We start from the raw sequence: 25,592 nt of genomic DNA, 5'->3' as shown, positions 1-25,592 counted from the left end.
GCTCACTCTCCCAGGATGTCGGTCTTGTTCAGCAGGTCGGGGGCGAGCCCTTCGGTCTTTTCGACCTTGGCTTCGGAGACGCGCTTTTCGATCTCGGCCTGCACCTTGTCACGACGGACCTGCACGGCCAGCTGCTCCTTGATCTCGTCGAAGGCGGGGGGCGTGACCTCGCGCGTGTCGTTCAGCTTGATGACATGCCAGCCGAACTGGGTCTCGACCGGTTCCGAGACCTGGCCCTTTTCCAGCGCCTTCACGGCTTCGGCAAAGGGCGCGACCATCTGCTCGGGCTGGAACCAGCCCAGGTCGCCCTTGTTCGGGCCGGAATTGTCGGTCGATTTCTCCTCGGCCAGCACGCCGAAATCGGCGCCCTCGGCCAGTTGCTTGGCGATGGCCTCGGCCTCCTCCCTGGTCTTCACCAGGATATGGGCGGCATTGTATTCGACCCCGGGTTCGGCCTGGCCGCCGAAGGCCTGGTCATAGGCGGCTTTCAGCTCGGCCTCGTCCGGCTCGGCCGCGGCGATCTTTTCCAGCACCGAGCCGGCCAGATAGGCGCGCTTCTCGATCTCCAGCGCCACGGTATCGCGCTTGCTCAGCGGCTCGGCCGCCTGGGCCACGGCGGTCTGGCGGATCATCTGGTCCAGCATCAGATCCCACAGTGCCGTATCCGGCAGGCCCTGGGTCGCCTGCGCGTCCAGCCCCTGCCGCATGGCGACCATCTGGCCCAGCGTGATCGCCTCGCCATTGACGGTGGCGACGACCGTATCGGCATCCTGCGCCAGCACGGGCAGGGCCGAGACGGTCCCCGAAAGCAGCACGGAGACGGCAAGAAGCGGTTTCAGCATAGGTTTCCCCTTCATGGGACGGCGCGTCCACGCAGAGGTGAACGGGCGCAAGCGTTGACAGTGGGCCGGCCGGGGCATACATCCGGCGCAACCGAAAATGCGCGCCCGTCGCCGTTTTTCCGGCCCAAGTGATAGGGCAAGGCGAATGGTGCCGGCAAGTGGGCGGAACGTCCCGCGCACCCCCAGATACGCGATTTTGAAGGTTCATATGCTCGGCATCGGAAACTTGGCGAAACTGGTCTTTGGCACGCCCAACGACCGCAAGGTGAAATCGGTCCGGCCGCTGGTGGCCCAGATCAACGCGCTGGAGGAACAGTTCCGCGCCCTCTCCGATGCGGAACTGATCGGCAAGACCCGCGAATTGCAGGGCCGCGCGCAGGCAGGCGAGGATCTGGACAAGCTTCTGCCCGAGGCCTTTGCCAATTGCCGCGAGGCGGCGCGCCGCGCGCTTGGCCTGCGCGCCTTCGACACGCAGCTGATGGGCGGCGTCTTCCTGCACCAGGGCAATATCGCCGAGATGAAGACCGGCGAGGGCAAGACCCTGGTCGCGACCTTCCCGGCCTATCTGAATGCCTTAGCGGGCAAGGGCGTGCATGTCGTCACCGTCAACGACTACCTGGCGAAACGCGACGCGCATTGGATGGGCAAGGTCTTTGCGCAGCTCGGCATGACCACCGGCGTCGTCTATCCCTTCCAGCCGGACGAGGAAAAGCGCGAGGCCTATCGGGCCGACGTGACCTATGCCACCAATAACGAGCTGGGCTTCGACTACCTGCGCGACAACATGAAGGGCTCGATCGAGCAGATGACCCAGCGCGGGCATTTCTTTGCCATCGTGGACGAGGTCGACTCGATCCTGATCGACGAGGCGCGCACGCCGCTGATCATCTCGGGGCCCAGCCAGGACCGCAGCGCGCTTTACAAGACGCTCGACGCCTTCATGCCCGAACTCGCGCCCGAGCATTACAAGCTGGACGAAAAGACCCGCAACGCCACCTTTACCGAGGAAGGCAACGAATTCCTGGAAAAGCGCCTGCAGGCGGCGGGCGTGCTGCCCGAGGGCCAGACGCTTTACGACCCCGAATCGACCACCATCGTCCACCACGCCAATCAGGCGATGCGGGCGCACAAGCTGTTCATGCGCGACCAGCATTATATCGTGCGCGACGACGAGGTGGTGCTGATCGACGAATTCACCGGCCGGATGATGAAGGGCCGCCGACTGTCGGACGGGTTGCACCAGGCCATCGAGGCCAAGGAAGGCGTCGCCATCCAGCCCGAGAACGTGACGCTGGCTTCCGTCACCTTCCAGAACTATTTCCGGCTCTACGACAAGCTCTCGGGCATGACCGGCACCGCCGCCACCGAGGCCGAGGAATTCGCGGAAATCTACAAGCTCGGCGTGGTCGAGGTGCCGACCAACCGCCCGGTACAGCGCATCGACGAGCATGACCGCGTCTATCGCACCGCGACCGAGAAATACGCCGCCGTGATCGAGGCGATCAAGGAAGCCCATGCCAAGGGCCAGCCGATCCTGGTCGGCACGACGAGCATCGAGAAATCCGAGATGCTGTCGCAGATGCTGAGCAAGGAAGGCATCCAGCACAACGTGCTGAACGCCCGCCAGCACGAGCAGGAGGCCAAGATCGTCGCCGACGCCGGCAAGCTCGGCGCCGTGACCATCGCCACCAACATGGCCGGCCGCGGCACCGACATCCAGCTGGGCGGCAATGTCGAGATGAAGGTGATGGAGGCGCTGGCCGCCGATCCCGAGGCGAACCCCGATGAGGTCCGCGCCCGCATCGAGGCCGAGCACGCCGCCGAGAAGCAGGCGGTGCTGGATGCCGGCGGCCTTTTCGTGCTGGCGACCGAGCGCCACGAAAGCCGCCGCATCGACAACCAGCTGCGCGGCCGCTCGGGCCGCCAGGGCGACCCCGGCCGCTCGCTGTTCTTCCTGTCGCTGGAAGACGACCTGATGCGCATCTTCGGCTCGGAACGGCTGGACAAGGTGCTGTCGACGCTGGGCATGAAGGATGGCGAGGCCATCGTCCACCCCTGGGTCAACAAGTCGCTGGAACGCGCCCAGGCCAAGGTCGAGGGCCGCAACTTCGACATCCGCAAGCAATTGCTGAAATTCGACGACGTGATGAACGACCAGCGCAAGGCGATCTTCAGCCAGCGCCTGGAAATCATGCATACCGACGAGGTCGGGGACATCGCCGCCGACATGCGCGCGCAGGTGATCGACGACCTGGTCGACCGGCATCTGCCACCCCGCGCCTATGCCGAGCAATGGGACGTCCAGGGCCTGCATGACGCGGTGGTCGACAAGCTGAACATGGACCTGCCCGTCGCCGATTGGGCGGCCGAGGACGGCGTGGACCAGGACGGGATCCGCGAACGCATCCAGCAGGCCACCGATGCCTATATGGCGCAGAAGGCCGAGCAATTCGGCTCCGAGAACATGCGCCAGATCGAAAAGCAGGTGCTGCTGCAACAGATCGACAGCAAGTGGCGCGAGCATCTGGTGACGCTGGAGCATCTGCGCTCGGTCGTGGGCTTCCGCGGCTATGCGCAGCGCGACCCGCTATCGGAATACAAGACCGAGGCCTTCCAGCTGTTCGAGACCATGCTGGACGGGCTGCGCTTCGACGTGACCCAGCAACTGGCCCGCATCCGCCCGCTGACCGATGCCGAGCGCGAGCAGATGCTGCGCGAATACCAGCAGCAACAGGCGGCGGTCGAGGCGCAGATGCACCCCGAACACGAGGAAGCCGAGGGCGGCGAGGTCTCGGGCCGGGTCGCCGGCTTCGACGAGACCGATCCCACCACTTGGGGCAACCCGTCGCGCAACGATCCCTGCCCCTGCGGCTCGGGCAAGAAGTTCAAGCACTGCCACGGCGCGCTGGCGTGATTTGGGGGCCTTCGGGCCCCCTTCTTCATCCCGCCGCGAAGATGGCCGGCCCGGCATGGGTATTTGGAAAACGGTGAAGAGCCGGGCGCACCGCTTGGGCTTTCACCGTTTCTCAAATACTCATATCGCAACGGAGCAGCCGACCAGGCGCCGCTAATCCGGCACCAGCATGTAGCCGGTTCCGCGCACGGTCTGCAGGTAGCGCGGCTCCTTGGGATCGGGCTCGATCTTGCGGCGCAGGCGGGTGATCTGCACGTCGATGGCGCGTTCCGAATTCTCGCCCGCCTCCTCCGACGGGCTGCGGCCCAGATCCTCGATCAGCGCGCCGCGGCTGACCGGCTGGCGCGGCGTGTCGGCAAGGCGCCTGAGCAGCGCCTGCTCGGTTCCCGTCAGGCGCAGCGGCGCATCGCCCTGCCACAGTTCGCCCTTGTCGGCATCGTAGCGCAGGGGCCCCAGCGACAGGAACTTCGGCCCCTTGGGTTCGGTCGCCGGGATACGGCGCAGGATGGCGGCGATGCGCAAGAGCAGCTCGCGCGGCTCGAAGGGTTTCGGCAGGTAATCGTCGGCGCCGCTTTCCAGCCCCTCGATGCGGTCGCCCGTCTCGCCCTTGGCGGTCAGCAGCAGGATCGGCGTGGTCATGCGCCGGCGCAGGTCGCGGGTCAGCGAGAACCCGTCCTCGCCCGGCATCATCACGTCGAGCACGATCAGGTCGAAATCCAGCCCGTCAAGCAGGCGCCGGGCATGGGCGGCGTCGCGCGCCGTGGTCACCAGGAAACCGTTGCGCATCAGGAAGCGGCGCAGCAGGCTGCGGATGCGTTCGTCGTCGTCGACGACCAAGATATGGGCGGCGGGCTGCGGATCGGAAGCAGGATCGGGAGCGGTCATGGCGACTCGGGCAGTTCTTTCAGCGCACGATACTGGCGCAGCGTGTCGCGGTCCATCATCGCCTCCAGCACCTGCCGGAAGCCCGCCACCGCCTGCGGTCCGGCGGCGCGATAGGCGGCGCGCATGCGGGCGCGCTGCGCCTCGGACAGACGGCGTTCCAGCGCCGCGCCCTTGTCGGTCAGGTAGAGCTGGCGCTCGCGCCGGTCGCGGCGGCCGATGCGGCTTTCGACCAGCCCGTCCTCGATCAGCGTGCGCAAGACCCGGTTCAGCGATTGCTTGGTCACACCCAGCACGTCCAGCAGCGCCGTCACCGTCAGGCCCGGCTCGCGATGGATGAAATGGATCGCCCGGTGATGGGCGCGGCCGTAATCCAGCTCGGCCAGAATCAGGTCGGGATCGGCGGTAAAGGCGCGATAGGCGAAGAACATCGCCTCGATGCCGCGGCGAAGCTGGTCATCGGTCAGGAACAGCAGGCTTTCCCCGCCTGCCGGCGCGACATTCACCTTGTTCTGCATGGCCTTCCCTTCGCTGCGTGGCCCTTATTACGTCAGGCTTGTTGACTTTCCAACCATGAATGGATAGCCCAGACCTCAAGTTGCGCAATTTTCTTTGCCAGACATGCTCTGACGGCGCAACATTCCGCAAACAGAACCGGCCGGAGGGAAAAATGGCGGGCGCATATGACGATCGTGACGGCAAGATCTGGATGGATGGCAAGCTGGTGGAGTGGCGCGAGGCGAATGTCCACATCCTGACCCATGCGCTGCATTACGCCAGCTCGGTCTTCGAGGGCGAGCGCTGCTACAGCGGCAAGATCTTCAAGGGACACGAGCATTCGCTGCGGCTGATCGAATCGGCCCGGCTTCTGGACATGCAGTCGCCCTATACCGCCGAGGAGATCGACGCGGCGAAAACCGCCGTGCTGGAGGCCAACGGCTTCAAGGACGCCTATGTCCGCGCGGTGATGTGGCGCGGCTCGGGCGAGGATATGGGGGTTTCGGCGCGCCGCAACCCGGTGCGCATGGCCGTCGCCGCCTGGGAATGGGGCAGCTATTACGGCGATGCGAAATGGCAGGGCGCCAAGCTCGACATCGCTAAGTGGAAGCGGCCCAGCCCCGAGACCATCCCCACCGCCGCCAAGGCCGCCGGGCTTTACATGATCTGCACCATGTCCAAGCACGCCGCCGAGGAAAAGGGCTGCTCGGACGCGCTGTTCATGGACTGGGAGGGCTATGTCGCCGAGGCCACCGGCGCCAATATCTTCTTCGTCAAGGACGGCGAGGTGCATACGCCGCTGGCCGACCGCTTCCTGAACGGCATCACCCGGCAGACGGTCATCCAGATGCTCAAGGACAACGGCACCGCCGTGCATGAACGCCGGATCAAGCCCGAGGAGCTGGCGGATTTCCAGGAATGCTTCCTGACCGGCACCGCGGCCGAGGTGACGCCGGTCGGGCAGATCGGCGACTGGCATTTCCAGGTCGGCGGCACCACCCGCAAGATCGCCGAGGATTACGAAAAGCTGGTCCGCAGCTGATCGCTGGACCGAAATGGAAACCCGGCCGGGCGGCAGCGCCCGGCCGGGTTCGCATTGCCGGGGCCGGGATCAGACCCGATGGCCGCGCTCGATCCGGGCAAATTCGGCGGCGCGGCGATTCGCCTCTTCGCTGTTGCGGATACGGGGCCGCATGCGCAGGGCGGCGATGGCCGGGTGAAGGCCGGATTCGCGTTCCTGCCGCGTATAGTATTGCGTGCGGCCGGAACTGCTTTCGTGACTGCGGTCTGCGATATGTCTGGTCATGTCGGTCTTCCTCCCGCGCGGGAGTATAGCGCGGATGCGGCGGCATTTCACCCCTTGCGGACAGGGCTGCGACCCTAGGCCGCCTTGATGCCGGGGGCAGCGGCCAGCATGGCGTGCAGCGCCACCGGATCCTCGTTGGCGCGCAGCTTGGCGCGCAGATCCTGGTCGCGCAGCGTGCGCGAGACCAGCGCCAGAGCCTTGAGGTGATCGACGCCCGAATTCTTGGGCGCCAGCAGCGCAAAGATCAGGTCCACCGGCTGGCGGTCCACCGCGTCGAAATCCAGCGGCTTTTCCAGCCGCAGGAACAGGCCGACCACATGCTCAAGCCCGTGCAGCCGGGCATGGGGCAGCGCGACGCCATGGCCGACCCCGGTGGGGCCCAGGGTCTCGCGCTCTTGCAGCGCGTCCAGCGTCTGCGCGGCGTCCACGCCATAGACGGCCCGCGCCTGTTCGGCAATTTCCTGGAACAACCGTTTCTTGCTGGTGGTCTGGCTCATCGTCCGCACGGCGGCGGGGGAGAGAATGTCGCTGATCTGCATGTCGCCCGAAAATTGTCAAGGCCCGGCCGCGGGCTGCGCGGCCGGGACGTTTGGTTCAACAAGACTGCCCTTCTGTGTCAGTCTAGCCCAGGTTGCGGGGGTCGATCCAGCCCACGTTGCCGTCGTCGCGGCGGTGAACCACGTTCACGCCCCCATGTTTCTCGTTGCGGAAGACCAGCAGCGGGCTGCCGGACAGTTCCATCTGCATCACCGCGTCGCCGACCGACAGGGTGGGCACGCGGGTCTCCATCTCGGCAATGATCATGGGTTGCAGGCCGTCGGCCTGCGTTTCCCATTCGTCCTCATCGGCGGCCAGCACATACATTCCCGCCTGCTCGAATTCAACCGGCTGGGTCCGGTCCTTGTAGTGGTCCTTGAGCCGGCGCTTGTAGCGGCGCAGTTGCTTGTCCATCCGTTCGCGGCATTGCTCGAAGGCCGCATAGATGTCGGTGGCCCCGCCCTTGGCCTGGGCGGTCAGCCCGGTCGAGAGATGCACCACGGCATCGCAGATGAATTCATGCGCGTTGCGGGAAAAGATCACCGTCGCATCCGTCGGGCGTTGCGAATATTTCTCAACGGTGGCACCGAGTTCGGTCTTGACATGAGTCGAAAGCGCATCGCCCACGTCGATCTGTTTTCCGCTGATCTGATAGCGCATGGTGGTCCGTCCTTTCGGTTGCCCGGCCTGGTCGTCACAGCCCTCGCGGCGGCACCGTCCGGGTTTCTTCGGCCCGGCGTCCTGCCCGGCCATATCCTCATTTGGTGATAGCCACGTCCCGGTGTCAACGGCTGCGCGCAAGGGATCGTCACGTCCTCGCGTTCAGTTCATGCGGAAGGTTTCGCCCAGGTAGACGCGGCGGACCTGCGGGTCGGCCACGATCTCGGCCGTGGTGCCGGCTTTCAGCACATGGCCGTCGTGCAGGATATAGGCGCGGTCGACGATTTCCAGCGTCTCGCGGACGTTGTGATCGGTGATCAGCACGCCGATGCCGCGGCTTTTCAGGTCGTGGACCAGGGCGCGGATCTCGCCCACGGCGATGGGATCGACGCCGGCGAATGGTTCGTCCAGAAGCAGATAGGCCGGATCGGCTGCAAGGCAGCGGGCGATCTCGACCCGGCGCCGCTCGCCCCCCGACAATGCCATGGCCGAGGCATTGCGCAGATGGCCGATCGAGAAATCGCCCAGCAGCTCCTCCAGCCGCTCGCGGCGCTGGTGGACATGCGGCTCGACCAGTTCCAGGACGGCCATGATGTTCTGCTCGACCGTGAGGCCGCGAAAGATCGACATCTCCTGCGGCAGGTAGCCGATGCCCATCTGGGCGCGGCGATACATCGGCAGGCGCGTCGCGTCCTGCCCGTCGATCAGCACCTGGCCCGAATCAGGCGCGACCAGCCCGGCCACGCAATAGAAGCAGGTGGTCTTGCCCGAGCCATTGGGCCCCAGCAGCGCCACCACCTCGCCGCGCTCCAGGTCCAGCGCCACGTCGCGGATCACCGGGCGGTTGCGATAGGATTTGCGCAGGCCGCGAACGCGCAGCCCCTGCTTTTCGGCCATGGCGTCAGTTCTCCGGCTGCAGGACGCTGCGCACCCGGCCCGAGGCTTCGGCGGTGCCGCTTTCCAGGTTCACCGTCACCTTGTCACCCGCCAGCAGGTTGCCGCCCTGGCTCAGCAGCACGTCGCCGGTCAGGACGATGGTGCCGGTCTCGACATCGTAATCGGCCGCCTGCGCCTCGGCCGCGTCCTCGCCGCTGGCCAGGGTGACGTTGCCCTGCGCGTGCAAGGCGCTGATGCGGCGCTGGTCGCCCTGGGCATAGGTCACGGTCACGCTGTCCGCCGCAAGCCGCATGGCACCCTGGCCGATCAGCACATTGCCCGAAAACGTGGCCTGGCCGGATTTCTGGTCGACCGTCAGCGAATCGGCCGTGACCTCGACCGGTTCCTTGATATCCTGGGCGCTGCCAAAGCCCCTGGCCTGCCCCAGCGCCGGGCCCGCCGCCAGCATCAGCGACAGGATCACGGGCAAAAGCGGTCCGGGCCGGATCATCGGATTTCCTTTCTGGCGCCCGAAGGCCCCCTATGCGGCCGGCGGCGCCGGGTCATGGCCGGTATATCAAGCGGACTCCGCCGCTCAAATCAAGAACGTGATCGCCGCTGCCCTCCCCCGAGGGGCGAAACTCCATCCGCCCCGCCGTCAGCCGGCCGAAAGGGGCCAGCACATTGACCTCCTCCTCGGAAAGCAGCGTGCCTTCGGTGGTCGAGGCCAACAGTTCCGGTGCGGTCAGCACCCAGCCGTCGGCGGTGGTCATGCGCACCCCCTCGGCCAGCCGGACCTGCTGGTCGCGCATCGAGGCGGCCCCGGCGCTGACATCCGCCGCCCGCCCGTCGCTGGCCCGCAGCGTCAGGCGCACCGCCTGCGCCTGGGTGCCGCTGCTGCGGTCGCCGGGCCGGGCCTCGGCGGCCGCGATGCTCAGCTGCGCGCCATCGCGGGTCACGCCGGCATAGGTCGGGCTGGTCACCGCCTGCCGCTCGGCCAGTTCGCGCGGGTCCACATCGGCATAGGGAATGCTCGCCTCGGGGTCGGGCTTGCGGCCCAGCAGGAACAGCACCGACAGGATCGCCAGCGCCGTCAGCGGCAGGATCACCTGCAGCCAGGCCACGATGCGCGAGCGGGTGCCCACCGTCAGACAAGCCCCGTGCGCAGGAAGTCGTGGATATGGATCAGCCCGGCCGGCATCCCTTCGGGCGTGACTACGAACAGGCAGGTGATGCGGCGGGCCTGCATCTCGGCCAGCGCCGCTTCGGCCAGTTGGTCGGGGCCGATGGTGCGCGGGTTGCGGGTCATCACCTCGGCGGCGCTATGGTCCAGCAGCCCCTGCATGTGCCGCCGCAGGTCGCCGTCGGTGATGATGCCGGTCAGCCGCCCCGCGGCATCCGTCACCCCGGTCACGCCGAAGCTTTTCTGGCTGATGGTCAGCAGCGCCTCGGCCATGGGCGCGGTCTCGGCCACCAGCGGCATGTCGCGGTGCATCAGGTCGGCCACTTTCGACAGTTTCGCGCCCAGCTTGCCGCCGGGATGGAAGGTGCGGAAATGCTCGGGCGTGAACTGGCGATGCTCCATCAGCGCCACGGCCAGCGCATCGCCCAGCGCGATGGTCATGGTGGTCGAGGTGGTGGGCACGATGCCGGTGCCGCAGGCCTCGGGCGCCTGGGGCAGGACCAGCGCCACGTCGGCCTGGCGCAGCAGCGTCGATTGCGCCCGCCCGGCGACGCCGATCAGCGGGATCTGGAAGCGCCGGGTATGGGCGATCAGGTCGGCCAGTTCCGGCGTCTCGCCGGAATTGGACAGCACCAGCGCCACGTCGCCCTGCGTCACCATGCCCAGGTCGCCATGGCTCGCCTCGGCCGGGTGGACGAATTGCGCCGGCGTCCCGGTCGAGGCCAGCGTGGCCGCGATCTTGCGCCCGACATGGCCGGACTTGCCCATGCCGGACACGACCACGCGGCCGCGCGCGGCCAGGATGGTCTCGACCGCGCGGTCGAAGCTGTCGCCAAGGCCGTCGGCCAGCAGGGCCAGCCCCTCGGCCTCGGTGCGGATCACCCGGCGGGCGGTATCGAGATATGCGCTCATGGCCCGCTACCTAGTGATGGAAGATGTCGTTTTCATCCCCCCAGCCCAGCAGGTCCAGATGGGCGCGGGTGGGAAGAAAGTCGAAACAGGCCTGCGCCAGGTCCAGCCGCCCCTCGCGCGCCAGCCGCTTTTCCAGCTCGGCCTTCAGCGCATGCAGATGCAGCACGTCCGAGGCGGCATATTCCAGCTGCGCCTCGGACAGATCCGCCGCGCCCCAGTCGCTGGTCTGCTGCTGCTTGGAGATGTCGACGCCGACCAGTTCCGAAAGCAGGTATTTCAGCCCGTGCCGGTCGGTATAGGTGCGCACCATCTTGCTGGCGATCTTGGTGCACCAGACCGGCTGCGTCACCACGCCGAAGGCCGCCTCCAGCGCGGCGATGTCGAAGCGGCCGAAGTGGAACAGCTTCAGCACCTGGGGATCGGCCAGCATCCGCACCAGGTTCGGCGCCTGCCGCTGGCCCTGGGCGATCTGCACCAGATGCGCATTGCCGTCGCCCGAGGACAGCTGCACCAGGCACAGCCGGTCGCGGCGCGGATCGAGCCCCATCGTCTCGGTGTCGATGGCCACGACCGGACCCAGGTCCAGATCGTCCGGCAGGTCGTTTTGATAAAGGGTGATGGTCATCTGTGGCTTCTCGGGCTGCGGGTTTGGGTTGCTGTAACCCCAATGCCCCCGCCTGCGCCAGCCCCGGCTTCGGATCTCGGTATCCCGCGACCCGTCATTCTGCGAGGAACATCGCGCCCGGCCGGGAAAGTGACGCAGATGCGCAACAATCCCGACTGTTTTACTGAGATAAGGCCGAATTTCCGAGTAAAATACTTGTGTTCATGGCGGGCAGCCCGGTAAATCGCGCCAGTTCCAAACGACTCAAGGCAAATGACCATGAAATTGCGCCGAATTCTTCCGCTGGCCGGGGTGTCCTCTCTGGCGCTGGCGACGGCCCTTTACGCCCAGGACAACCAGAACGCCGAGACCGTGGTCCTCAATCCGATCACCCTGGTCGCCGATGGCCAGGAGAATGTCGAGGCGACCGGCGGCGTTTCCGTCACCCCCGAGGACATCGAGGCGCTGCAGCCCGCCGATGTCTCGGAACTGTTCGCGCGCGAATCCTCCATCACCGTCTCGGGTGGTGGCGGACCGGCGAAGAAGGTCAGTGTCTTCGGCATCGAGCAATCGCTGCTTGCCGTTACCGTGGACGGCCTGCCGCAAGCGCAGACCAGCTGGCACCATACCGGCTCGAACGTGATCGACCCGGCCTTCCTGAAATCGGTCGAAGTCGAAGCCGGCGCAGCAGCAGCCGACTCTGGTTTTGCCGCCGCAGCGGGTGCGCTGCGCTACGAGACGGTGGGCGCGCTCGATCTGCTGGAAGCGGGACAGAACGTCGGCGGCCGTGCAGCACTTTCCTATGGCTCGAATGGTCGCGGCTTCTCGGGCAGCCTGGCCGGCTATGGCCGGAGCGGCGGGTTCGACTGGTTCATCATGGCCCACGGCTCGAACGGCGACAATTACGACAACGGTGACGGCAAGGAAGTACTGGGCACCGAACCTGCGGCGCGCAATGTCTTGGCCAAGCTGGGCTATGAGTTCGAGGGGCACCGGATCGAGCTTGGCCTGGAGCGCAGCCGTGACGAGGCCGATCGTCTGATCAAGGCGAATATGGGCCTTGCCGGCGACGAGGTTCATCCGCTGAAGGTCAGCCGTGACACGGTCAAGCTGACCTATACCTCGACCGAGCCGACCGACATGTGGGATCCCGAGGTTTCGCTTTACTTCAGCCAATACGAATACTGGCGACCGAATTATCTGACACTGCGCAGAGACGAAAATGGTGACCCGACCTATGTTTCTGCGAATAACGGCAACGCAATTTTCGAGGAGGAACAGTTCGGCGGCAAGGTGCAGAACACCTTTACGATCAACACCGGCAAGATCACCGCAGGGGTCGATTTCAACCAACACGACTACGCCACAGACAACTATGGCGCTGGCAACAACAACCGTCGTTACCGCAACTTCTCGACGAGCCAGATCGGCGTCTTCGCCCAGGGTCGGTTCGAGTTCCAGAACGGCTTCAGCCTTTCGACCGGCGCGCGCTACGACGCGCATCGCTTTACCGATTGGAACGGCGAGCGGTTCAGCGATTCCGGCGCCAGCGTGAATGGCACCCTCGCCTATCGCGTCAACGACAGTATCGAGGTTTTCGCGGGTGCTTCGCGCACCTGGCTGGGCTACGTCATCGGCGATTACGGCTATGTCCATGCCCGCAGCAACGCCTTCGTCACCGACCCGAACTTGGACACGGGCACGGCCAAGAACCTCAAGGTCGGAGCGAACTTTAACGGCGACGCCTGGCAGGCCGGCATCACGGTCTTCGACACGAAGATCGACGGACTGCTGAGCTACGAATCCTCGACCCTGCTGACCAACCGCACCGAGGAATATCGCAGCAAGGGCGTCACCCTGCATGGCACCTATGACTTCGGCAATACCCGGATCGGCGCCTCCTTCACCAAGGCGGACGTGACCGGCGATGGTGACGATGTCCTGCCCAACAACGGCGTCTATTTCATGCCGGTGGGCGAAACCGCCACGCTCTGGGTCGATCACGAACTGCCGGCATGGAACACGGTCCTGGGCGCCTCGGTGGAGTGGGCAGGCTCGATCGACGAGCGGGTGACCTCCACGACAACCTACTACAAGCAGCCGTCCTATACCGTGGTCAACGCCTATGCCGAGTGGACGCCCCAGGCATATGAGAACGTGGCAGTCCGGCTCAGCGTCGATAACCTGTTCGACAAGAACTATTACGAGCGTTCGGGTTATGCCGCGAATGATCGCAACGGTGGAATCGAGCCGGTCTGGGCGCCCGGTCGCACGATCACACTGGGCACGACGATGAAGTTCTGATCTCCTGCCCACTCGGACACGAACCGGAAAGGCCCCCTTCGCGGGGGCCTTTTCCTTATATCTCAGAAAGCAAAGATGATATTTGAAATATCATGATAGCCATGCTAGGCATCCATCATAAAGGATTGGAAATCACCGCATGATGACCTCGGCGCAGATGCGTGCGGCACGGGCCCTTCTTGGCATCGACCAGAAGCGGCTGGCCGAACTCTCGGGCCTGTCGGTTCCCACCATCCAGCGCATGGAGGCCAGCGACGGCAATGTGCGCGGCGTGGTCGAAAGCCTGACCCGCGTGGTCGAGGCGCTGGAGGCCGCCGGGATCGAGCTGATCGGCGAAGGCGCCGCCAGCCCCTCGGGCGGGCGCGGCGTGCGGCTGAAATCCGGTCCCAGGACGTAACCGCGACGGCGACCGCCGACGAAAGCCGACGATCCCGCCGCCCCCTTTTGCAAAGGTGCGGCACCAGATGACCCAGCAGGCCAGCGCAAGTCCCGGATTTGCGCCGCTGTTCACCCCGAAACTGATCACCGTCCTGCGCGAGGGCTATGGCGCGGCCGAGCTGCGCGCCGATGCCCTGGCCGGGCTGACCGTCGCCATCGTGGCGCTGCCCCTGTCGATGGCCATTGCCATCGCCTCCGGCGCCTCGCCGGCGCAGGGGCTCTATACCGCCATCATCGGCGGCTTCCTGGTCTCGGCGCTTGGCGGCTCGCGCTACCAGATCGGCGGGCCGGCGGGGGCCTTCATCGTGCTGGTCGCCGGGATCGTGGCGCAGCACGGCATGTCGGGGCTGATCCTGGCGACCTTCATGTCGGGACTGATGCTGGTGGCTATCGGGCTGCTCAGGCTGGGCACCTTCATCAAGTTCATCCCCTTTCCGGTGACGGTCGGCTTCACCGCCGGCATCGCCGTCATCATCTTCACCAGCCAGCTGAAGGAGATCTTCGGGCTGGCGCTGGCCCATGAGCCGGGCGAGCTGGTGGAAAAGATCCCCGCCCTCTGGCAGGCCCGCGCCAGCCTCAGCCCCGCGGCCCTGGGGATCGCGCTGGGAACCGTCGCGGTGATCCTGGGGCTGAAACGCACCCGGCCGCATTGGCCCGGCATGCTGATCGCCGTGGCGCTGGCGGCGGGCTTCACCGCGGCGGCGGGGGCGGATGTCGCGACCATCGGCAGCCGCTTCGGCGGCATTCCGTCCTCCCTGCCCGCCCCCGCTCTGCCGGGGCTGTCGCTGGACAAGGTGCTGGCGCTGCTGCCCGCAGCGGTCTCGCTGACGCTGCTCGGCGCCATCGAATCGCTGCTGTCGGCGGTGGTCGCGGATGGCATGACCGGCCGCCGCCACCGCTCGAATTGCGAGCTGGTGGCGCAGGGCGTGGCCAATATGGGCTCGGCGTTGTTCGGCGGCATCTGCGTCACCGGCACCATCGCGCGGACGGCGACCAATGTGCGCGCGGGCGCGCATGGGCCGGTGGCGGGGATGCTGCATGCGCTGTTCCTGCTGGGCTTCATGCTGCTGGCGGCGCCGCTGGCGTCTTATATCCCGCTGGCGGCGCTGGCCGGCGTGCTGGCGGTGGTGGCCTGGAACATGATCGAGAAACCGGCCATCGCCATCCTGCTGCGCTCGGGCTGGGGCGAGGCGGCGGTGCTGCTGGTCACCTTCGGGCTGACCATCTTCCGCGACCTGACCGAGGCCATCGTGGTCGGGCTGGCGCTCGGCTCGGTGCTGTTCATCCAGCGCATGAGCCAGGCCGTGGGGGTCGAGGCGCTGGTCGGCGCCGATACGGCCGACAGCGCCCAGCCGCGCCCGGACCAGCCGCAGCCGCGCGATGTGGTGGTCTATCGCATCTCGGGGGCGCTGTTTTTCGGCGCCACGGCCTCGATCGGCTCGGTCCTGGATCGCATCCAGGACGGGTTCCGGGTGCTGGTGGTGGATTTCAGCGCCGTGCCCTTCCTGGATTCCACCGGCGCCAACATGATCGAGGGGCTGGCGCACAAGGCGCAGCGCCGCGGCATCGCGCTGTGGCTGACCGGCACCAGCCGCGACATCCGCCGGGTGCTGCTGACCCACGGCCTGCGCCGTCCGCTGGTGCATTACGCCCCCACGGTCGAGGAGGCGCTGCGCCGGCGTCACGGATCCTAGCCTATTCCGCGCGGGCGGCGTCTGTTTCGGCGCCATGCCTCCGGCGGGAGTATTTTTGCAACGGTGAGAGCGGGGGCCGGAAAAGGGCGGCTCGATGGCCGCCCCGCACTCTCAGCCCATGCGCTCGGAGGCGTAGCTTCCCGGCGAAGCGGGGAAGACGACGGTCTTGTTGCCGTTCAGGAACACCCGGCGGTGAATATGGGCGTGGATGGCGCGGGCCAGCACCTGGCTTTCCACGTCGCGGCCCAGGCTGACATAATCCTCGGGCGATTGCGCGTGGGTCACGCGGATGATGTCCTGCTCGATGATCGGGCCCTCGTCCAGGTCGGCGGTGACGTAATGGCTGGTCGCGCCGATCAGCTTCACCCCGCGCTCGAAGGCCTGCTTGTAGGGATTGGCGCCCTTGAAGCTCGGCAGGAAGGAATGGTGGATGTTGATGATCCGCCCCGACATCTTGCGGCAAAGCTCATCCGACAGCACCTGCATGTAGCGCGCCAGCACCACCAGCTCGGCGCCCGAATCCTCGACCACGGCCATCAGCTGCGCCTCGGCCTGCGGCTTGTTCTCCTTGGTGACCTTGATGCAATGGAAGGGGATGTCGTGGTTCACCACCACCTTCTGATAATCCATGTGGTTCGAGATCACCGCCACGATGTCGATCGGCAGCGCGCCGATGCGCCAGCGATACAAGAGGTCGTTCAGGCAATGGCCAAAGCGGCTGACCATGATCACGACCTTCATCTTCTCGGCCTCGTCATGGATGGCGTATTGCATGTCGAAGGGCCTGGCCGGTTCGGCCAGACCTTCGCGCAACTCCTCCAGCCCCGCGCCTTCCTCGGAAACGAAGCTCACCCGCATGAAGAACTTGCCGGTCTCGGTATCGTCGAACTGGCTCGAATCGGTGATGTTGCAGCCGTGCTCGGCCAGAAAGCCGGCCACGGTGGCGACGATGCCGCGGGTCGAGGGGCAGGCGACCGTCAGCGTGTATTTCTTCATCTGGCTCTCCACTGAAAGGGCACGGGCCCTGGTTTCTTCCTTGTGCAAATATCCTCGGGGGGTCCGGGGGGCGAAGCGCCCCCGGTGCGGCGGCGCGCTCAGGCGGTCAGCCCCTCGGGCTCGGGCCAGCCATTGGCCCGGCAGCAGGCGGTCAGCGTATTGGCCAAAAGGCAGGCGATGGTCATCGGCCCGACGCCGCCCGGCACCGGGGTGATGGCGCCCGCGACCCCTGCTGCACCCTCGAAATCCACGTCGCCGACCAGGCGCGTGCGGCCCTCCTCCTCGATGCGGTTGATGCCCACGTCGATCACCGTGGCGCCCGGCTTGACCCAGTCGCCGCGAATCATCCGCGGCCGGCCCACCGCCGCGACCAGGATGTCGGCGCTGCGGCACAGCCCCGCCAGATCCCGCGTCCGACTGTGCGCGATGGTCACCGTACAGCTTTCGTTCAACAACAGTTGCGCCATCGGCTTGCCGACGATGTTCGAGCGCCCGACCACCACCGCGTTCAGCCCGGCAAGATCGCCGAGGGCGTCGCGCAAGAGCATCAGGCAGCCCAAGGGCGTGCAGGGCACCATCGCCTTCTGCCCGGTGCCGAGCAGGCCCACGTTCAGCACATGGAAGCCGTCCACGTCCTTCCTCGGGTCGATGGCGTTGATCACCGCCTCGGCGTCCATATGCCCGGGCAGCGGCAGCTGCACCAGGATGCCATGGACGGCCGGATCGGCGTTCAGCCGGGCGATCAGCGCCAGCAGTTCCGCCTGCGGGGTCTCGGCCGGCAGCTTGTGCTCAAAGCTCGCCATGCCGGCCTCGCGGGTCTGGACGCCCTTGTTGCGGACATAGACCTGGCTGGCCGGATCCTCGCCCACCAGCACCACCGCCAGGCCGGGCGTGATCCCATGCGCCGCCTTCAGCCGGGCCACAGCCTCTGCAACCCGCCCCCGAACACCAGAAGCAAAACCCTTGCCGTCGATGATCCTTGCCCCCATAGGCCCGTTCTCCTTCGCATTCCGCATCCCTCGCGCAGACCCCGGCCCCTCCGCGCGCGGATAGCGCAGGCGCCGGCATGCGCAAGCCCGATTCATCGCGGGCCTGCCCGTTCCGGTTCGCCTCTATCCCCGTTGACGCCTTTTTCCAACCGGGCGGCGCAACGCTCAGGCCCTATTGCGACAAGGCGCAGTCGGTTTGCGACGCGGCCTCGCGCGGGCTGCGTCAGCCGAACAGGCGATCTGCGACAGTTGCCAGCCCCACGCCCATCAGCGCCAGCGCAACGCAGAGCGCCAGCCAGCGCAACGCCTGCGGCAGGCTGTCGCGCCCGCGCAGCCAGCGCCCGAAGCTGTGGAGCAGGAGCCAGGTCGCGATCGCGACCGCAAGCAGCAGCCAGCCGATCCTGGCAGCCGCCGATCCCAGCCAGGGCGACAGCAGCACCACCAGCAACCCCGCCAGCATGGCCAGGAACAGCATCTTGTCCGCCAGCATCCGCCAGTAGCTGCCGGGCATGGCAAAGCGCGCAAAGCCCGAGATCAGCCCGCCACCGGCCCGCAGCGCCGCCGCCCCGCGGCTGCCCAGCATGCGCAGGATGCCGTCGTCGGGCAGATCGTCGATCATGCGCGACAGGATCGCCATGGCGCGGCTGCTCCAGCCCGCGATCTCGGGCGGGCGCGGTCCGATGGGCTTGAAATCCTTGTAATGCGTGCCGAAACGCCGCAGGTCCAGCTCGGCCGCGTCCTTGACCCCCAGCGCCTGGGCGGCAGTCTCCTCGAAGGCGTCCTCGTCGATGCGGGCATCGCGCAGCTTGGCCTTGAGCAGCGCCAGCCGCCGGGCCTGGCCCGCCACTTCGCCATATTCCTCGCGCAGGATCTGGTTCTGGAACTCCTGTATCCAGGCGTTGCGCTCGGCCTCGGGGCGGTCGGACATCAGCGCCGCGACGATACGCTCGGCCCCGTCGAGCCGGCCCCACAGGATGTCATGCTCGCGCCAGTCCCGGTTCAGGAAGCCGCCGAAGGCACCGACGGCGATGCCCGCCAGCTTGTCGGGCCGCGGGTTCAGCCCGCTGTCGGCGGGGCTGACGCGGAACACCTCGACCTGCGAATGTTCCTGAAGCTCGGACCCCTCCAGGAAGGGATAGGTCATCACGTCATGCCAATGGAAATCGTCATAGACATCCAGAAGCGGCTGCAATTCGGGCTGGGCCAGGTCGGCGCGGATGCGGGCGCTGCTGGCGTCGAAGACCGCGCGCATGTCCCGGCCCAGCCGGGCCAGTGCCTTGTCCACCAGCGCCTTGATTTCCGTGCCGCGATAGATCTCGCGCGCCCTGCGATACCGCTGATCGAGCGTCGCAAGCTTCATCACCGCGCTGTATTCGGCCGAGATCAGCCCGTCCAGCCGAAGGATCTCGGCGCCGGCCAGCAGGGCCTGCGCCCGGCTGCCGTCGGGACTGGCCAGGCGGCGCAGCTCGGCCAGTTCCTCTTCGATCCGGACGCGCAGGGGCGCCAGCAGTTCCGGGGACAGGTGCAGCGCCACGTTCTCGCCCTGGATGCGCTCGCGCCGGTCCAGCGCCTCGTCGATATGGGCGCGCAGATGGATCAGCCGGCGCAGCCGGAAATCCAGGTCATAGCGGGACAGGTAGGCGTTCTCGGTCTCGCGGCCCTCGGCGTGATAGGCGCTGAAGTTCTCGTCGCGCCAGCCACGCAGGATCTGGCGCAGATACAGCGCCACGTCCGAATCCGGCGGGTATCCGGCCAGCCCGGCCACCATCGCCGACAGCCCGTCGGTGGTGCCATAGACCCGCAGGTGGTGATAAAGTGGGTAGTTCTGCGGGTATTGATAGGCGCCGGTCATCAGGTCGGCCAGGTCCATCCGGTCCAGGTCGGCCGGCTTGCGCCTTTGCCGCATCTTGCGCCCGGCCGCCTCGACCCGCCGCTGGTCCTCGCGCCAGCGGGTCTGCAAGGCGCCCAGCCGCTCCAGCCGCCGGTTCATGCGGGCAATGGCGCGGATATCGTCGCGGATCACCTCGTAGCGCGGCAGCCCGGTCAGCGCCAGCTGGGCGTTTTGCAGGAAATCGACTGGCTCGGACGGCTGGCCGGAGGGCGCGGGCGCCTCGGGGAAAGGGTCGATGAACAGAAGCTTGCGCTCGCCCGGCAGGGTGGTCGGGCGCGACGGGATCAGCCCGGTCGCATAGCTGAAGGGCCGGTTGTCCAGATAGCCGCCATCGGCGAACGGCCGGCCGGCATAATCCGGGTCGTGGTCGAAGAAGCGGGCAAAGCCGGCATCCTGCGCCGCGGCCGGCATGTCGGCAAAGCGCATCGGCGGAAAGGCCACCGGAAAGGACGAGGTGCAGCGCGCGGCAAAGGCCAGCATGGCCTCGTTTCCGGGGCCGAAATCGTTGCGGCCCGCCCCGTCATAGGCGAAATGGAACACCTTGCGGTGGACCCTTTCGTCCAGCCGCGCGCCGGTCAGGTGGATCGGCGCCTGCCGGCCGTGCAGGTCGGTGGCGGTGACGAACAGGTCCACCGTCTCGGCCAGCGGCCGGCCGTCGCCGGTCAGCCGGGCCAGCGTGTCGTGCAGCACCCGGAACATATGGCCGCCGTCCAGCAGCGATTCGGTCGGGCGCAGGCGGCCGGCAATGCCCTGGCGGTCGTTGAGCAACTGGCCGATATCGGCTTTTTCCGTCCAGGCCTCGCGCAGGATGTCGATGTCGCGCGCGCCCACAACCAGCGCCTTGGCCAGCGCCACGCCGTTGATCCCGCCCGCCGAGGTGCCCGAGATGATGTCGATCACGAAGCGCTTGCGCCCGCCGCGCGGGCCCGCCAGCGCGCGCGACAGCCGGCGATAGATCAGTTCGCCAGGCGCCAGCGCCTCGTCCGGCAGGTCGGAACTGCCGCGCACCATGCGCAGCAGTTCCTGCGCGATGCCGTTCATGTAGATCGCCAGCGAGACGCCGCCGTACAGGACGACCGCGAAGCGCACCTCACCCGTGGCCCGTTCGACCATTCCGTCCCCCCGATACCGTCTGGCTGACAGGTGACAAGAACCGTTCTGTTTCAGCACGATAAGCGAAATCCGCCAAATTGTCTCGCGGGAAATGCAACCATCAGCCGGGCGAGCGATCACCCAGATCCGGCCCGTTGCAAGACGCGACAGGCGCCAGCGCGCCACGCATCATGCGCGGCGATCAGGCCGCGGCGCGGATCCGGGGCGACCCGCGCCGAAAACCGGCCGACGGCCCCCTCAGCCTGCCTCGCGCAAGACCTCGCACAGCTGCAGCACCGAGGGGACGAAGGGATTGCCCTTCATCGAGGAACTGCCGAGCGAGGCTTCGGCCACCGCCCGGTGCCGGGCCGGGTCCAGCCCCTGCGCGCCCAGCCCTGGCAGCCCGGCGGCACGCGCCCAGCAGGAAAGCCCTTGCGGCGCCTCGCCGGCACCACCGCCGAGAACGCCGGCGATCTCGCCGCAGACCTCGTGGATGCGGGTCGGGTCGGGACTGTGGGCGCGGTTCATCGCCAGCACCGGCCCCAGCAACGCGCCGCAGATCGCGCCATGCGCGGCGGGCGTCACGCCGCCGATCACGCCGGCAAGGCCGTGGACCGCGCCCAGCCCGCCATTCGCCAGCGCCATCCCGCCGCAAAGGCTGACCCAGGCCATCACGTCGCGCGCCGCCGCATCCTCGGCCTCGATCAGCCGCTTCAGCGCCCGCAGGCCCGGCAGGATCGCGGGACGCACCAGCGCATCGGTAAAGGGCGTGGCGCGGGCCGAGACATAGGGCTCGATCACCTGCGCCAGCGCATCGAGCCCCGAGGCCAGCGTCACCGCGCGCGGGCAATGGTCGGTCAGGGCCGGATCGACGATGGCCAGGCGCGGCAGCATGCGCTCGTCCCGGATCGAGACCTTGCGGCCATGCTCGGGCAGCCCGATCACCGCGTTGCGCGTCGCCTCGGCGCCGGTGCCGGCGGTGGTCGGCAGGGCGATGAAGGGCAAGGGCGGGGCGGCCAGCGGCAGGCCACGGCCAACCACCTCCAGGTGATCCATGATTCCGCCCGGCGCCGGGATCAACGCCGCCAGCGCCTTGCCCAGGTCCAGCGCCGCGCCGCCGCCCAGCGCCGCGACCCAATCGGCGCCGAAGCCCCTGGCCTGATCCAGCGCCGCCTCCAGCATGGGCAGGGTCGGCTCGGCCCCGCAGGTCACGGCCATGACCTCGGCGCCCTCGGCGCGCAGCGCGTCGAGCAGCCAGGCGGCGCGGGCCGGGTTCGCGCCATGCACCAGCACGCCGCGCGGGCCATGGGCGCGGATCAGCGCCGGCGCCCTCTGCGCCTCGCCGCGGCCAAAGACCACCCGGCCCGGCAGGGCAAAGGAAAACGCGGTCATACCACCCCCATCGTTGCGGCGACGGCGGTTTTCCACCTTGCGTATCGGGCCTCGCGGTCGGCATCGGGCATGGCGGGTTCGAAGCGGCGCTCCAGCGACCAGGCGCGGGCGAAATCCTCGGGCGGCGGGCACAGGCCCGCCTGCAACCCCGCCAGGTAGCCCGCGCCAAGCGCCGTCGTCTCGGTCACCGCCGGGCGATCCACCGGCGCGCCCAGAATGTCGGCCAGGAACTGCATGGTCCAGCCGCTCGCCGCCATGCCGCCATCCACCCGCAGCACGCCCCGCGCCGCAGCCGGCCAATCCGCCCGCATCGCCTCCCACAGGTCGCGGGTCTGGAAACCCACGCTCTCCAGCGCCGCCCGCGCCAGCTCGGCCGGGCCCGAGGCCCGCGTCAACCCGAAGATTGCACCGCGGCAATCCGGCCGCCAATAGGGTGCCCCAAGCCCGGTGAAGGCCGGCACCAGGACCAGATCCTGGCCCGGATCCGCCGCCTCGGCCAGCGCCTGCGTCTCGGATGCCCGACCGATCAGCCCCAGCCCGTCGCGCAGCCATTGCACCACCGCACCGGCGATGAAGATCGACCCCTCCAGCGCATAGGTCGTCCGCCCCCCCAGCCGATAGGCGATGGTGGTCAGCAGGCGGTTCGTCGAGGCCACCATGTCCGCGCCGGTGTTCAGCAGCGCGAAACAGCCGGTGCCATAGGTCGATTTCATCATGCCCGGCGCGAAACAGGCCTGGCCCACCGTCGCCGCCTGCTGATCGCCCGCAACCCCCAGGATCGGGATCTCGCGCCCGAACAGGTCCGCCCGCGTGGTGCCGTAATCGGCGGCGCAATCCCTGACCTCGGGCAGAAGCTGCATGGGAATGTCGAAAAGCGCGCAGATCTCGGCGTCCCAGCGGTTCTCGGCGATGTTGTAGAGCAGCGTGCGCGCAGCGTTGGTGGCGTCGGTGGCATGCACCTTGCCACCGGTCAGGTTCCAGATCAGCCAGCTGTCGACGGTGCCGAAGGCCAGTTCGCCGCGCCGGGCGCGGGCGCGGGCGCCCTCGACATGGTCGAGCAGCCATTTCAGCTTGGAGCCCGAGAAATAGGGATCGAGCAGCAGGCCGGTGCGGGCGGCAATCATCGGCTCGTGCCCCTCGGCGCTCAGCCGGGCGCAAAGATCGGCGGTGCGGCGGTCCTGCCAGACGATGGCGCGGTGCAGCGGCCGGCCGGTCTGCCGGTCCCAGAGCAGCGTGGTCTCGCGCTGGTTGGTGATGCCGATGGCGGCGATGTCGCGGGCATGGATCCCGGCCTTCTCCACCGCCGCGCGCGCCACGCCCGCCACGCTGACCCAAAGGTCCGAAGGGTCATGCTCGACCCAGCCCGAGGAGGGGTAGTGCTGCGCAAACTCGTGCTGCGCCGAGGCGACCGGACGCAGGCCAGCGTCAAAGACGATGGCCCGGGACGAGGTCGTGCCCTGGTCGATGGCAAGGATATGGGTCATCGGCGGCCTGCTGTCATCGGGGTGATGCGCAGGCTGCACCGCGGCATCCGGTCGGTCAAGCGGCTTTCGTTTCCGGGCGGATCGCCGCGATCCGAACATCGGCGCCGGTTCCATGCCTCGCAAGGAACGCTTGCGCGCGAGGCTTGATCGCATAAAGTGATCGCGATCCAGCCGATGGAGAGCCCGGTGGCGCTCAGCATACGCCAGAACGAGATCCTGGAACTCGCCCGCGCCGAAGGCCGGGTGCTGGTCGAGGATCTGGCGCAGCGTTTCGACGTGACCTTGCAGACGATCCGCCGCGACCTGGGCGAGATGGCGGGGGCGGGCCTTCTGGACCGCGTGCATGGCGGGGCGGTGCCGCGCGCCGGCGCGGTCAACCTGGGCTACGAGGCGCGACGGCGCATGAATGCCGAGGCCAAGGCCGCCATCGGCGCGGCCTGCGCGGCGGAGATCCCCGACAATTGCAGCCTGATCCTGAACCTGGGCACCACGACCGAGGCGGTGGCCCGCGCGCTGATCCATCATTCCAACATCACCGTCATCACCAACAACATGAATGTCGCCAATATCCTGCTGGCCAATCCGGGCTGCGAGATCATGGTGACGGGCGGCACGCTGCGCCGCTCGGACGGGGGGTTGGTGGGGGAACTCACCACCCAGTTCTTCGAGCAGTTCAAGGTGGATTACGCGGTCATCGGCACTTCGGCGCTGGACCATGACGGCGACCTGCTGGACTTCGACCTGGCCGAGGTGCGGGTCAGCCGCGCCATCCTGCGCCAGTCGCGCCGCGCCTTCCTGGTCACGGATCATTCCAAGATCGGCCGCCCGGCGCCGGCCCGCATCGCCAGCCTGGCCGAGTTGGACGCCGTCTTCACCGACCAGCCCCTGCCCCAGGATCTGCACCGGCGCTGCACGGAATGGCGCACCGAAGTGCGGCTTTGTCCCCCGGCAAGCCAGAGCGCGGATTGACGAACAACCGGAACCAGCCCGGCACGAACGATCGGCGGATGACCGGGTCGCCGCGCCGGGACGGCCAAAGGCGATCCGGCACCGACAGCCGGCTGACGAAGGGCGCGACCGCCCATCCGACGCGCGGGCTGAAACGGCTCTGCATCGCGCTGAACCGATCCCGCAGCCCTCGGGAAAGCCCCCCAGGCCTGGCTTGCGGCGCGAAGCCGATCGGCAAATGAAACACGACGGGCATCCCTCGCAACCGGCCGGATCGAGACGCATGCTCAGGGCAAGACGAAGCGGAACCCCGTCCCGGACCGGCGCGCGGCGGCCGAAACCCGCTGCCGCGACGCCGGTTCAGTCCTGTTCGCACATCTGCCGCAACGCCAGTTCGATCTCGTGCCGGATCATCTGTTGCAGGTTACGGCTGAGCCGGTTGCCGATCTCGCCCTGAAGCTCCTGCCGGATCGCCTCGCGGATCATGCCACGCAGATGGGTGCCCTTTTGCGCATCCTTGTCCTGGGGCGCGAAAAGATGCGGCTCGCCGGTGTCGCGGGCCATGGCTTCAGCGGCCTGTGCCTGGGCAGCCGGGTTGATCGGGGTCACGGAAGCATTGGCATGCAGCATGGTTTCCAGCATGGTTTCCTCCATTTGCAGAATGGTGCTTGTCGGCGCCTCGGGCGAAGGGCCAAGGGGTTGGTGGGGGGCGGGTGTGGTCCCCGCATCGGCTTGCGCGGGTTCGGTCGCATCTGACCGCACCGGCGCGGCCTCGACCGCCGCAGATTCCTCGGCCGGCGGCATGCGCAGCCAATCGCCGAAGACCTGCGGCTCCGATGCCGAAGGGGCGCCAGCTTGCGGAGCTTTCATAGGCTGGCCCGCGACCAGGGTGCTGCTATCCAGCACCAAGGGGGTGATTCGCGCAGGGAATGCCGGACGGCCCGCCGGCAGCGGCGCGGTCTGCGCCGGCGACGCCTCGCCCTCGGCCGGCAGCGCGTTCAGCGCCGGGTCCGGGATACGGCAGCCCGCCTCATCCTGGGCGATGAGCCGGCGGATCGAGGCCAGAACGTCGCCGACATTGTCCGAGCCGGGGCCCGGCGCCAGTGGCCGCATAACCTCATGCTGCATGATGTGCCCCCGGATCGAGGGC

At 67.6% G+C, this 25,592-nt stretch carries 23 protein-coding genes; 6 read left to right on the top strand and 17 right to left on the bottom strand.

What is annotated here, in order from left to right; translation table 11 throughout:
- Positions 1-2: 2 nt before the first annotated feature.
- The gene (locus ESD82_RS11185; RefSeq protein WP_024844002.1) at positions 3-842 is read right to left on the bottom strand and encodes a peptidylprolyl isomerase; all 840 of its coding nucleotides are present in this window, start codon (positions 840-842) and stop codon (positions 3-5) included.
- Positions 843-1,050: 208 nt separating this feature from the next.
- Between ESD82_RS11185 and secA the strand changes: the two genes are divergently transcribed.
- Entirely contained in the window at positions 1,051-3,756 is a 2,706-nt protein-coding gene (secA, locus tag ESD82_RS11180; RefSeq protein ID WP_024844003.1) for a preprotein translocase subunit SecA, read from the top strand.
- Positions 3,757-3,909: 153 nt separating this feature from the next.
- Here secA and ESD82_RS11175 read toward each other — a convergent pair whose 3' ends face one another.
- Together ESD82_RS11175 and ESD82_RS11170 are read right to left on the bottom strand one after the other, a co-directional pair.
- Positions 3,910-4,641: a response regulator gene (locus ESD82_RS11175; RefSeq protein WP_024844004.1), complete on the bottom strand. Its 732-nt coding sequence runs from the start codon at positions 4,639-4,641 to the stop codon at positions 3,910-3,912.
- Positions 4,638-5,156 (bottom strand): MarR family winged helix-turn-helix transcriptional regulator, encoded by a 519-nt coding sequence (locus tag ESD82_RS11170; protein WP_024844005.1) that lies wholly within the window; start codon positions 5,154-5,156, stop codon positions 4,638-4,640. Before ESD82_RS11170 ends, ESD82_RS11175 begins: the two co-directional genes overlap by 4 nt.
- A gap of 152 nt (positions 5,157-5,308) precedes the next feature.
- On the opposite strand from ESD82_RS11170, the gene ESD82_RS11165 reads away from it, so the two are divergent.
- A complete protein-coding gene (locus ESD82_RS11165) occupies positions 5,309-6,178 on the top strand; it encodes a branched-chain amino acid aminotransferase (RefSeq protein WP_024844006.1) in 870 nt (289 codons plus the stop codon).
- 69 nt (positions 6,179-6,247) lie between these two features.
- Here ESD82_RS11165 and ESD82_RS11160 read toward each other — a convergent pair whose 3' ends face one another.
- From ESD82_RS11160 to ESD82_RS11125, 8 genes are all read right to left on the bottom strand, one after another.
- On the bottom strand, positions 6,248-6,442 hold the full coding sequence (locus ESD82_RS11160; RefSeq protein WP_024844007.1) for a hypothetical protein: 195 nt from the start codon (positions 6,440-6,442) through the stop codon (positions 6,248-6,250).
- A 74-nt stretch (positions 6,443-6,516) separates the two neighbouring features.
- The gene (locus tag ESD82_RS11155; protein ID WP_024844008.1) at positions 6,517-6,981 is read right to left on the bottom strand and encodes a PTS sugar transporter subunit IIA; all 465 of its coding nucleotides are present in this window, start codon (positions 6,979-6,981) and stop codon (positions 6,517-6,519) included.
- Between the two features lie 82 nt (positions 6,982-7,063).
- Complete coding sequence (gene hpf, locus ESD82_RS11150) at positions 7,064-7,639, bottom strand: ribosome hibernation-promoting factor, HPF/YfiA family (protein ID WP_024844009.1); 576 nt, start codon at positions 7,637-7,639, stop codon at positions 7,064-7,066.
- A 162-nt stretch (positions 7,640-7,801) separates the two neighbouring features.
- Positions 7,802-8,536, bottom strand: a complete 735-nt coding sequence (gene lptB, locus ESD82_RS11145) for an LPS export ABC transporter ATP-binding protein (RefSeq protein WP_024844010.1) — start codon at positions 8,534-8,536, stop codon at positions 7,802-7,804.
- A gap of 4 nt (positions 8,537-8,540) precedes the next feature.
- Positions 8,541-9,026, bottom strand: a complete 486-nt coding sequence (lptA, locus tag ESD82_RS11140; RefSeq protein ID WP_024844011.1) for a lipopolysaccharide transport periplasmic protein LptA — start codon at positions 9,024-9,026, stop codon at positions 8,541-8,543.
- Positions 9,027-9,078: 52 nt separating this feature from the next.
- Positions 9,079-9,660 carry a hypothetical protein gene (locus tag ESD82_RS11135; RefSeq protein WP_024844012.1) on the bottom strand — a complete coding sequence of 194 codons (582 nt, stop codon included), beginning with the start codon at positions 9,658-9,660 and terminating at the stop codon, positions 9,079-9,081.
- 2 nt (positions 9,661-9,662) lie between these two features.
- Positions 9,663-10,610 (bottom strand): KpsF/GutQ family sugar-phosphate isomerase, encoded by a 948-nt coding sequence (locus ESD82_RS11130; protein ID WP_024844013.1) that lies wholly within the window; start codon positions 10,608-10,610, stop codon positions 9,663-9,665.
- Between the two features lie 10 nt (positions 10,611-10,620).
- On the bottom strand, positions 10,621-11,235 hold the full coding sequence (locus tag ESD82_RS11125) for a ribonuclease D (protein ID WP_024844014.1): 615 nt from the start codon (positions 11,233-11,235) through the stop codon (positions 10,621-10,623).
- A gap of 258 nt (positions 11,236-11,493) precedes the next feature.
- Here ESD82_RS11125 and ESD82_RS11120 point away from each other — a divergent pair, with 258 nt between their 5' ends.
- The 3 genes from ESD82_RS11120 (at position 11,494) to ESD82_RS11110 (ending at position 15,650) form a co-directional block, all read left to right on the top strand.
- Positions 11,494-13,518: a TonB-dependent receptor domain-containing protein gene (locus ESD82_RS11120; RefSeq protein WP_147428239.1), complete on the top strand. Its 2,025-nt coding sequence runs from the start codon at positions 11,494-11,496 to the stop codon at positions 13,516-13,518.
- Positions 13,519-13,657: 139 nt separating this feature from the next.
- Positions 13,658-13,915, top strand: coding sequence for a helix-turn-helix domain-containing protein (locus tag ESD82_RS11115; protein WP_024844016.1), 258 nt, complete (start codon positions 13,658-13,660; stop codon positions 13,913-13,915).
- Positions 13,916-13,982: 67 nt separating this feature from the next.
- A complete protein-coding gene (locus ESD82_RS11110; RefSeq protein ID WP_147428240.1) occupies positions 13,983-15,650 on the top strand; it encodes a SulP family inorganic anion transporter in 1,668 nt (555 codons plus the stop codon).
- Positions 15,651-15,761: 111 nt separating this feature from the next.
- Here the strand turns inward: ESD82_RS11110 and purU are convergent, their stop codons facing one another.
- The 5 genes from purU to glpK all read right to left on the bottom strand — a co-directional run bounded on the left by purU (position 15,762) and on the right by glpK (position 23,494).
- On the bottom strand, positions 15,762-16,646 hold the full coding sequence (gene purU, locus ESD82_RS11105; RefSeq protein WP_024844018.1) for a formyltetrahydrofolate deformylase: 885 nt from the start codon (positions 16,644-16,646) through the stop codon (positions 15,762-15,764).
- A 98-nt stretch (positions 16,647-16,744) separates the two neighbouring features.
- Complete coding sequence (folD, locus tag ESD82_RS11100; RefSeq protein ID WP_024844019.1) at positions 16,745-17,635, bottom strand: bifunctional methylenetetrahydrofolate dehydrogenase/methenyltetrahydrofolate cyclohydrolase FolD; 891 nt, start codon at positions 17,633-17,635, stop codon at positions 16,745-16,747.
- Positions 17,636-17,858: 223 nt separating this feature from the next.
- The gene (locus ESD82_RS11095) at positions 17,859-20,639 is read right to left on the bottom strand and encodes a patatin-like protein (RefSeq protein ID WP_024844020.1); all 2,781 of its coding nucleotides are present in this window, start codon (positions 20,637-20,639) and stop codon (positions 17,859-17,861) included.
- A 237-nt stretch (positions 20,640-20,876) separates the two neighbouring features.
- Positions 20,877-22,010: an iron-containing alcohol dehydrogenase gene (locus ESD82_RS11090; protein ID WP_024844021.1), complete on the bottom strand. Its 1,134-nt coding sequence runs from the start codon at positions 22,008-22,010 to the stop codon at positions 20,877-20,879.
- A complete protein-coding gene (gene glpK, locus ESD82_RS11085) occupies positions 22,007-23,494 on the bottom strand; it encodes a glycerol kinase GlpK (RefSeq protein WP_024844022.1) in 1,488 nt (495 codons plus the stop codon). The genes ESD82_RS11090 and glpK overlap by 4 nt, the downstream gene beginning before the upstream one ends.
- Positions 23,495-23,680: 186 nt before the next feature.
- Here glpK and ESD82_RS11080 point away from each other — a divergent pair, with 186 nt between their 5' ends.
- Positions 23,681-24,463 carry a DeoR/GlpR family DNA-binding transcription regulator gene (locus tag ESD82_RS11080; protein WP_024844023.1) on the top strand — a complete coding sequence of 261 codons (783 nt, stop codon included), beginning with the start codon at positions 23,681-23,683 and terminating at the stop codon, positions 24,461-24,463.
- Positions 24,464-24,802: 339 nt separating this feature from the next.
- On the opposite strand, the gene ESD82_RS11075 is transcribed toward ESD82_RS11080, so the two are convergent.
- On the bottom strand, positions 24,803-25,570 hold the full coding sequence (locus tag ESD82_RS11075) for a hypothetical protein (protein ID WP_143091225.1): 768 nt from the start codon (positions 25,568-25,570) through the stop codon (positions 24,803-24,805).
- Positions 25,571-25,592: the final 22 nt, after the last annotated feature.

Source organism: Paracoccus pantotrophus (genome assembly GCF_008824185.1).
Taxonomy (GTDB): domain Bacteria; phylum Pseudomonadota; class Alphaproteobacteria; order Rhodobacterales; family Rhodobacteraceae; genus Paracoccus; species Paracoccus pantotrophus.
Note: the sequence above shows the minus strand (reverse complement) of the source record. Positions and strands in the feature narration are given on the sequence as shown.